The following is a 10316-nucleotide window of genomic DNA, read 5'->3' on the forward strand; positions in this document are numbered from 1 at the left end:
AAACGTCATAATCGAATCCGCCATAGTGAGAATATCCGCGTGACGGAGGTCAATCTCTTGCTGCCCAGGAGCGGTCTCATGATGAGAAAACTCCACCGGAATACCAATCTCCTCCAAAGCAATCATCACATCACGACGAAACTGTGGAGCGATATTATAGCTCGACTGATCAAAATACCCACCGTTATCCGTAGGCACAGGAGACTGCCCATCAACTCTCAGTTCTTCCACAAGGAAAAACTCCAACTCCGGACTCACCGCACACTCAAACCCCTCCTCCGCAGCAGCGCGCTACGTGCAGTCCATCGCTAGCGGTCTCAAAATAGCTTCCCTGCGGTTGGGCTACGCAAGCTCTTGCACCTGATGATGGGAGAACATTTTCCTGCAGCGTGAAGTCGAGTGATTGCTCGGGACACTGCAGGCCTTAGAGCTTAGATATATAGGTTTCTCAAACTTAACTTAGGTTTCTCTCGTAAATGTTGTGCTGCTTAGGAATTAATGCTTATCAGCGCTGCCAGCAGCAATCGAGATCACTAATGGGGTTGCACCTTCGAAAAGGCAAAACTGTACAATTTAGACCAAGAAGCCGTTTGGGCGTCGCGGCGTGCCTCACCGCGAGCTTGGCCTCCACACACATCACTCCTGCACTTGCCGATCCGGCAAATGCCGATCTCTTTGCAACGACTATGCAGGTTAACGTGTTCGGTAATCCCTTATTAGGCACCTCGGGTCGGACAACAAATACTTTAAATCTGTCCTCGCGCGGCTACACTCCGCTATCGGATAAGGAAGCTGTGGAGCGGTCCGTGAGCTTTACTGCCACTAGGAGAAATGATCCATCGGTTTCTAAGAATAAGAAACTCACGTTTGGGCACCAAGAACGCCGTCTCTTGCGAGTTTTAGTCCAGCGGGCAACTTCATCGCGACTTTTATGGATCTGCCTGATGACGATTATAGAGCGGAGCTGAACCACGACCCAGAGTTATTCTCACTGATCTCCCATGCCGTGGAACCAGGCGCACAAGGGAGCGCTGCTCTTCCACCATTCCTTCATGATTGATCGATACTGGCATGAGGGACGCTGCTCCCCTGCATTGGTACAGTCGAATGATTTTGGCACTGAGTGCCCTCCGTATCAGAAAAATCTCGCCATTGATAGATCGGATTATTCGTATTACTCCGGATACGCAACGATGGCCGGCGAGTGGGTTCTCGCCGCTAAGCCACAGGGCGTCAAAATAGTCACTCAACACGGGCGCATCGAGACAGCTAGCGAAAATTCCGCCGAAGAAAGAGTACTATTCCCCGTTCACCGCTAAGGATAACTACAGTAGACGGAGCTTTGCCGACGGTTTCGAGAACCTAGCTTCTACACTGGGTGTATCAGGCCTCCTACTAAGCACACCCGACGAGATCCCAGGCGCCTTAATTGCTTCACCGACGTCCTATGAGGGCGTCCTCTGGGGCGATTCCCTCCTTGATATCCCCTCAAATCCGCGCACTGCTTTGACCGAACCAGTACTCAGCGCTCACGAAAAGAAATCGAGCTTGAATTTGGCGGGATGGCAAGTGATCGAGGTCGATCGGTCCACGAGAGCCGAGGATGAAGTCCAGATTTCTAGCACCGACGAGGCGCTCCTATACCCCATCACCAAAAACACAGTATTCAAGGCACAGTGGCGCACCACTGACCAGGTCACCCCAACCAACCAGGCTACGGCAACTTTTAGCGCTAATCCTGAGCGTGGGCTAGTAGACGGCGCACGCTCTCAGCTCTATGCCGTTGACAAAGGTTCTTCTTTGGGTAGAAGTAATATCGCGATTCCAACGGTAGTTCCTCGCGAGGGTTACGTATTCAAGGGCTGGTATACCAACGAGGCAACAGAAGAAATCACCTACGGCTATCAGATCGCTCAGCGACCACTTGTTGGTAATACCACGTTCTACGCCAAACTGGCCCCTCTGAATGAGGGAATTGCTGGCCGCACTCATGCATCGTCTCTCACCGTGGGCTCTTACACTGACTGCTCTGGCCCTGGGCGTCGCCTCAGTTGTTGGTCCGTGGATTGCTCGCTTCATCCAATCCATCTTCGGTATGTCAGGCCAGCACGCACACCACGACAACCGGCCTGAATTCGCGAAGGAGTGGGACCGCTGCATCGGTCGCGTTGGTGCAGATCTCGATCGTGCCTTCGCTCCACTGCGAGCTGAGATGGATCGGATCGTTGCACCGCTTCAACACGAAGCTACAAAGGCTGCTCCCATTGCTAGCCCGCTCGCGCTTCTTGGCAAACTTGGAGTAATTGCCGCGTGGTACGACCACAATTCCCGCACTAATCAGGATTGTACTTCCTAAAAGGAGCTACTTGAACGAATTAGGTTCCAGGAGAACCATTACCAGGCCCGGTTAGGCCTCCCGTTGCGCGCTCAGCCTAGATCACGCTCGTGATCTAGGCTGAGTTTCTCGCAGGGCCACGAGTCTCGACCTTTCACCCGTAAAATACGAATTCAGTGCGTGCCATATCGTAGATACTAACTCTGAAGCTGGTTTAGGCAGAGCGGGGTGTTAAACAGGCTCGAAAGAACGCGCTTGCACAACAACAGGTGACCCCAGACCACGGATGACAGTATCTAACGAATACAGTCATTTATGGCCCGTACCGATGTCAGCGACTACTTAACAGCCAATTGCGTCCGCTGTAACTCAAAAAAACTAAAGGCTTAGCGTAGGCAGTACCTCAGCATCCTCAGTGAATCTAGTGCGTGTCTCCCTCGTAAACCGGGATAATCTAAATGAAGAATGAATTGTCCCTCCCCAGTTCCCTAGATAGCCTGTGCCTAGATCGTTTAACCGCCATCCATCAGACCGAGGATAACCACCTCGCAGTCACTTGATCTTAATCGTAGGTGATTGACCTTGCCGCTAATTTCTCCTCCGCCCTTATCCAAGTGGACAGATACCGCTGTTGAAAAGTTTGGTCGAAATCTGATGTGCATGAGGAGCCCGATCCGGGCTCGTGAACTCTAAAGATCATTCATCTCTTAGATCCGCTGGCACCGTCGCCGTTACCTTCTCTCCAACAGTGAGGGAGCACAGGTGGGAAATTGGGAGTCCGGAGACTCAAATACATCAATGACAACGGTTTTCGCCACGGATGAAAGCCGAGCCAGGTTGTAGTTGCGATTACTCCCCTAAGCATTTACGTACCCAATGCAATAAACCCGCGTCTAGATATTCTGTTCGAACTCCAAGCTAATGCTTCATCATGCGACCGGTTAGTTCGCTTTACCCGAGGATATTTTTACGATTCTACCTGTGCACGAAGGATAAAGATTAACGAGCTAAGGCACACGACTGATCCAAGGAGTCCCTCATTCTAGTGGACGGCACTATCGAGAGGATCGCTCTACTTGCCGATTAGTATCAATGCTAAATAGCTGAGGTGACCGAAAAGGCTCTGGTACTGAGTAGCAGACATGGAACAAGAAACCCACGCATACCACTGAGTCGGAGACGCCGGCGAAAGTACTAGGAAGCTTCCGAGATGCCAACGTCTAGACTCATTTTTTAACAGAGAGCTACGGTTCACTATTTACACGTTGGCTTGCAGTCCATGTACGCTCACCATATGTAAAGGTGCCTCACGTATTTGCCTGAGCACCAGACCCGCGGATATCCACCCAGATCGGGGTCTGACTGATACTTCAAGGCTGGAGTCTGGCGCTCCTACGCCAATGTTCAGACCGTTAAAATCACCTAAGCAAGTCACTCGGGAATCTTTGCAGGTTAAACCTATGAATAAACTCAATTCTCGATCACTCGAAACGATTTTGACCATATTTACCTTCATTGAAAAACTCTACTTCGGAGCGCCAACACTCGAAGGTCAAATACGTGTACTAGTCGCAGAATCTAGCGATAATATCCATCCTATCATTCGTCAAAATTTGAGCTCTCATGTTGATAGCACACAAAATTCCTTGATAGAGAAGAACTTAGCTTTTCATAGTCTACCCCCGGAAGTCGCGCCAAACGGATTCGCTCGTTTCCAGCTGTTTCTTAACAAACTCAAGGGTTAGCATTTGACATGGTATCGTAGCCGACCATGCAAAATACAATTTGGTTGTTGACCAGAAGTCCGAAGAGCCCCTCGGCCGATTAAAATATAGCTCTATATTGGCACCGTCGATCAAGTTCAATCATTTATGCCTGGAGTTTTTAAGCTATTTTGATGATCACCCTCCTTTGGCCTCTTTAGACGACTCGTTGTGAGAACTTTTCTCCAACCTCCAGCTGGACCGATGCCGTGACGGTTGCGGCAACATGCTTGTCACTGTCACGCGGATAAGCCCACTGGTCAGGTTGTTAAAGGTTTAATCCGCCATGGTAGTTATTAACAAAAACTATGCCTGGTCTAGGCGGAGAGCCAAGTTATCCGGATGAACTGGGATTTCACTAGTTCGGCTCTGAGACATCTTCCAGTACATCGCTCGTGTTTTCTACTGTAAAATCTTAGAAAGGTACCAGGACTTCTTACTTCCAATATTTGCGTGTTCAGCATCCAGCCCCGGGAAGTATTTGGTCTATACTGCAATGCAAGACTGCCATTTCTAATTTCAAGATTTCTGTTCGCAGCGAATAATTAGTCTCCAAATTTCAGTTACCGGTGAGTTCCACTAGGAAATAACATTAGCCCGACTTAAGGTTAATGCTCGCAAGTCGGAGACATCCCACAAAGATGCGTCAAGCCCCGACGACCAAATTCTTTATAGAGGTGTTTTTAGATTCAAGAGAAAGCGCCGAATCCTAGTAAGTAGAATTGTTTACAACGATTAAGAGGGAGCATTAGCTTTCTGACCACACCGACAAAAGGATCTTGACCAACCTCGGGCCAAAAGTTTGGAGCATAGAGTTCCTCTGTGAAACCGCAACGGGTTTTAAATTCGCCCCAATTCTCCGGGCTTTGACTGCCGGAGGAAACCATGATCCGCCAGCTCTAATCAGTAGATACGACATAACCAAAGTAGTTAGCCAATTATCACCGACGTAATCAAGCAACCTAAATCTGCATATTCCCCCGGTAGATTGAAAGCCGCTTGGGTCGGAAACCTTTATTGCTCAATTCTCCCTGGCGCTATAGACCTACGGTTGGTGCCTACGAGGACCTCTGGCAGCCACCCTGAACGAGAATCAAAATTCCAATTCTTTTTCGAACTCCTGCTACGGATCGGAGGAAATGAATACTCCCGCTGAATGAGCGAGTCTACACAAGTCCCTGCGTAGAACTGTGTTAGCCAATTCGTGTATCGCACCTATGTCGGCACTCTAAGCCATCTTTAAAGGATATTAGACCCTACCTCAGCTGAAAGCAGCTTAGGCAATAGTTTCTCCATCAATTGACTGCGACCCGAACCGCAGTTTCCAGCGATCGCTGCACGCAAATCATCACTGCTACAACCCAACGTGGCTAAAGTTGCCTTGAAGTTCACCTGGATAAATTGACCCAAATCATAGCCGTAACTCACAGCTGAGCTAACGTTAACCTTTGCCGAAATCTCATAATGGTGCGGGCGCTAGGCCTGTCATCATTTGAAAAATTCAAACACATTTCAGAAAATCGTAAGGCGATCGAGGCGCCGATCTTGTGCCGACAAATTGACTCACAATTTCTTAAATTCTAAGTTGGGTCAACCACGACAAGTGCTCGCAGCATCAGGACATCGTCAAGTGTACCCGCGGTCAAACTATGTTTGCACCATCAACCTAACTTTCCCTGGGAAATAAGATTTTACAAAGCCAGTACTTCTTAGATTTTTCCTAGTACTGGCTAGCGCTGATGAAATCAGACTCGTATTTCATGGAGGCTGGCGCTAGAGTCTTAAGCAAACTGTTGCCGATCAATGCCCCCAAAATATAAAGTTCAACAAACTCGGCAGACTGTCTACATTCCCCAGTTATTAGAGGCATGGTTGTGGACCCACTATTTGATACCCCCCGCTGGGGGCGCCTTGGCTTGAATCTTTATAAGTTATTTTCAGAAATGTCTTGGTGAACCTGCAGGTTAAACGTTCAATCGAAACAGCAAACCAGATGATCTCCATGGTCTTTGGGCTTTTTCTTGTATTAAACATACTCGCTGAATTATATTTAAGCTCTCTCACGAATCTCTAAGATAGAGTGGGAAGGCCGCTTGGATTTCGGATCCTCACCTCTAACCACCGAGTTGGAGGTGATCAGCGGAAAATCTCAACAGAAAGGAAGGCATCTATGCCTGAAAACTACAAAAGGCGACCGGCCGCCTGGAGGCGCGCGATCGCTGGTTTAAGCGCTTTCTCCACCGTTTTTGCCTTGGCTGTCACAGTCCCGGGCCAAGCTTTTGCGGCGGAAACCAAAACGGACAAATGGCTCGGGCAGGAAGTTATCCAATCGAAATCTGCTCAACCTGGAGATCCACACACAGTGTCTGGCACCGTTCGATTAGAAGGTAGCCAGGTGGGAGGGTTAACAACGTACAATATCGGTGCGTGGAAGAAGGATCAAACACTAGCTGGAGCAACGATCTATGTTCAATGGTCGGACAAAGGCGTTCTATCCCCGATTTACTCCACAACTTCCGATGCAAACGGTAACTGGACTGTTTTACTGGAACCGTTTAACCTGGGTTTCAATGATGTTCGAACCTTCGATGGCCAGCCACATTTTCTATCCGGAGGACCAGAGAAGATTAAAGTTTGGGCTCAATCACCCAACCCCGATGAATATGAGTTCTTCTGGGCTTATGGGCAGTCACTTGCGCCTAAGTCTGAGGTCCTAGATATCAACTATGGCGCTATTGCGTGGAGTCCCTCCGGAGACAATGTACAAGGTGTCAGTGTATTCTTCGTACCTAAGATTAAAACGGAAGACTATCTAGGCATCCACAAACCCAAGGATCAGTGGGTAAACAACTCCGACAGACTAGTAGCAGGTGGCTACGGTCAAATGACCGGACGGGTGTATTGGGAAAATGGCGGTGGCTTAGCCGCCAAATTGAGCTGGGCAGCGGTCCGTAACTACCATCGGCCATACGACAAAGCAATCGGTGGCCAAAAAATTGTCGCATCATATCTGCACGATTTTGCAATTGCCAAGATTATCGAACACTTTGAGGCTGTCAAGGCGACTGAATTTCCTGGGGTTGAGGAATTTCGTGATGACAACTGGACTGTGGAATACGAAAACAAAATCCAGAGTTGGATCAAAGAACAGATCAAATCAAATCCCAACTGGATTGCCGAAACTGTTGAAACGACGTCAGGTGACGACGGTCAATATGTAATCCAGTTCAACGGAATCTATGGACCATGGCCTGGGAGCGCCGGAAAAGTTGGAGATAAGTACGACACTGTTGCCAAGTCGCCATCTGACGGTAACTGGAACATGGGAGCGATCAGCGAATATTGGACTACCGACACTTCCAAGCATGTCAACTGGGAGTGGATGAACGTAACTTTGGCGCACGAAGATATAAACGGCAATACAAAACTAGGCCCAATCGAGGGCACTGGATTTATTGATCCCTGGCTGGGTGGACGCTGGTCCGGCCGCTATGGATTCAACTTCGGCAACAGTTACAAAAAGCAGGAACAATCCAATAATGGCGGATGGAGCGCTGTAAATTACGAATCAGCATCGTCAGGTCCAGCAAATTACTGGAAAAACGTTGACTTTGGTCTCACCTTAACTCGGGCGTTATTCTCAATTGTAGATTACGACACAAAAGAGAATCCAGCTCGCCCTGGGACACAAATCCAGACTACTGCAACCGGTCTTCAGCCTATTGGCGACCAAAAATACGCCGTGGAATGGTCGGAAGTCGGTATCGACGGTAAACTAACAAAAGCAATCAAGACCTGCAATGATTTAGAACTTTCGGATCAAGGCGTTCTCAGTTCATGCGATTTTGAGGTTCCCTCGAATGCTTCGGATGGAACAATCTACCAAGCCACTTTGTATCCAATTTCGGATGCTAACACTTATGAAAAAGACTCAGCTATCGCTCTGGACTCGTTCGTAGTTCGCAATGAAATCCCAGGCTCACTGTTTGAAGAATTCGAAGCTACAAGCTTCTTCCAAGGCACAGATATCAAAGAGCTGACTGCTGAGGGTCTGCCTAGTGGTCTCGAGATTGACAGCAATCAACAGCTTGTAGGTAAGCCAACGGAAACAGGAGTTTTCAGGGTAAAGTTTAATGGTGTTGGGCCAGGATCAATTAATCCACCTGAGTACGCAGCCGCTCGCCGAATCATCGTTACTGACACCCCCCTTGAAGAAGCGCTGAGGGATTCGGAGTATTCGCAGGTAGTTTCACCTACCGGTTATGAAGATGAAGACCTGAGTACTGAGCTGGTCAAAGATTCGATAACTGTCGAGGGACTTCCAACAGGCCTTAAATTCGACCAGGCCTCCGGAACTATTACAGGTACCCCCACGCAGGATGTGGATGCGACCGAGGATAATCCCAATGTTACAGTTGAATATACCGTCAAATACGGTAACAATCTCGAACTCAGGTTCACCAACAAGGTGCCCCTCAGAGTATCCTCAGATGAGGCTGTGAAGTACACCCCTAAATACGCTCCAACTACGGCAACAGCGGGTCAGCAATCTCAGTCTCAACCCCCGACCTTCACTAAAGCTGGCGAGGTCGGTGACGTTTCAAAGCCTCAGGGTACGAAGTTCGCTATTGACGAGACAAACCTACCAGCTGACATAGCAGCCGCGATGGTTGAAATTGACGAAGATACCGGTGTTATCACCCTGACGACCCCGAGCGACTCCAGAGCCATAGCTTGGGATATACCAGTTATCGTTACCTACTCGGATGATTCCACTGACAAAGTAACAGCTCCGTTTGGTCTACTGGATTCAGATGGCGATGGTCTTTCTGATGAGAAAGAACAACAAATCGGCACCAACCCTGACAAGGCTGATACCGATGGCGACGGCATCAACGACGGTGACGAAATCAATGGGTCTAAAAACCCATTCAAGGATCAAAAGCACGATCCAGCTGGCGAGCCTGGTAACACCGATCCGCTTAACCCGGATACCGATGGTGACGGCATCAACGATGGCGCCGAGATCAACACCAAGGTTGACGAGAACGGCCAAACCGTCGACGATCCTTCCCAAACCGACGAGAAGTCCAACCCGAATAAGGTTGATACGGACGACGACGGTCTGAGCGATCAGGAGGAATCTGATTTCGGCACCAACCCTAACAAGGCTGATACCGATGGCGACGGCATCAACGACGGCGACGAAGTTAACGGCTCCAAGAACCCCTTCCCAGAAAACAAGTACCTGGAGGATCGTGCTCCTGGTAACACCGATCCGCTTAACCCGGATACCGATGGTGACGGCGTTAACGATGGCGCCGAGATCAACACCAAGGTTGACGAGAACGGCCAAACCGTCGACGATCCTTCCCAAACCGACGAGAAGACCGACCCGAATCTCAATTCCAACGATTCAGATGGCGATGGTCTTTCTGATGAGAAAGAACAACAAATCGGCACCAACCCTGACAAGGCTGATACCGATGGCGACGGCATCAACGACGGTGACGAAATCAATGGGTCTAAAAACCCATTCAAGGATCAAAAGCACGATCCAGCTGGCGAGCCTGGTAACACCGATCCGCTTAACCCGGATACCGATGGTGACGGCATCAACGATGGCGCCGAGATCAACACCAAGGTTGACGAGAACGGCCAAACCGTCGACGATCCTTCCCAAACCGACGAGAAGTCCAACCCGAATAAGGTTGATACGGACGACGACGGTCTGAGCGATCAGGAGGAATCTGATTTCGGCACCAACCCTAACAAGGCTGATACCGATGGCGACGGCATCAACGACGGCGACGAAGTTAACGGCTCCAAGAACCCGTTCCCAGAGAACAAGTTCGACGAGAACGGCGCTCCAGGTAACACCAACCCCAAGGTTGCTGACACCGACGGCGACGGCGTTAACGACGGCGACGAGATCAACACCATGGTTGACGAGAACGGCAAGACCGTACCTAATCCCGCCCAAACCGACGAGAAGACCGACCCGAACTACGATCCAAGCAAGGATTCTGACGGTGACGGCCTGACCGACGAAGAGGAAGATAAACTCGGCACCGACAAGAACAATGCCGACACCGATGGCGACGGCATCAACGACGGCGACGAAGTTAACGGCTCCAAGAACCCGTTCCCAGAGAACAAGTTCGACGAGAACGGCGCTCCAGGTAACACCAACCCCAAGGTTGCTGACACCGACGGCG

At 49.6% G+C, this 10316-nt stretch carries 4 protein-coding genes and 1 pseudogene; 4 read left to right on the plus strand and 1 reads right to left on the minus strand.

Annotation, left to right across the window (positions count from 1 at the left end):
• Positions 1–285 (minus strand): annotated as a pseudogene (locus N7326_RS09330) (glutamine synthetase); the annotation flags it as partial.
• Between the two features lie 716 nt (positions 286–1001).
• Between N7326_RS09330 and N7326_RS09335 the strand changes: the two are divergent.
• The 4 genes from N7326_RS09335 to N7326_RS09350 all read left to right on the plus strand — a co-directional run.
• Complete coding sequence (locus N7326_RS09335) at positions 1002–1319, plus strand: hypothetical protein (RefSeq protein ID WP_259158708.1); 318 nt, start codon at positions 1002–1004, stop codon at positions 1317–1319.
• Between the two features lie 187 nt (positions 1320–1506).
• Entirely contained in the window at positions 1507–2133 is a 627-nt protein-coding gene (locus tag N7326_RS09340; RefSeq protein ID WP_263088578.1) for an InlB B-repeat-containing protein, read from the plus strand.
• Complete coding sequence (locus N7326_RS09345; RefSeq protein WP_263088580.1) at positions 2096–2356, plus strand: hypothetical protein; 261 nt, start codon at positions 2096–2098, stop codon at positions 2354–2356. The genes N7326_RS09340 and N7326_RS09345 overlap by 38 nt, the downstream gene beginning before the upstream one ends.
• Positions 2357–6268: 3912 nt before the next feature.
• Positions 6269–10316, plus strand: a 4048-nt coding sequence (locus N7326_RS09350) for a Rib/alpha-like domain-containing protein (RefSeq protein WP_263088582.1), incomplete at its 3' end; no start/stop codon positions are given.

Origin of the sequence: Corynebacterium sp. ES2794-CONJ1, from assembly GCF_025660615.1 — a bacterium.
Taxonomy (GTDB): Bacteria; Actinomycetota; Actinomycetes; order Mycobacteriales; family Mycobacteriaceae; genus Corynebacterium.

Coding starts and splice junctions, on each gene's coding strand:
- N7326_RS09335 (WP_259158708.1), top strand. CDS start 1,002: ATGCCGTGGAACCAGGCGCACAAGGGAGCGCTGCTCTTCCACCATTCC.
- N7326_RS09345 (WP_263088580.1), top strand. CDS start 2,096: ATGTCAGGCCAGCACGCACACCACGACAACCGGCCTGAATTCGCGAAG.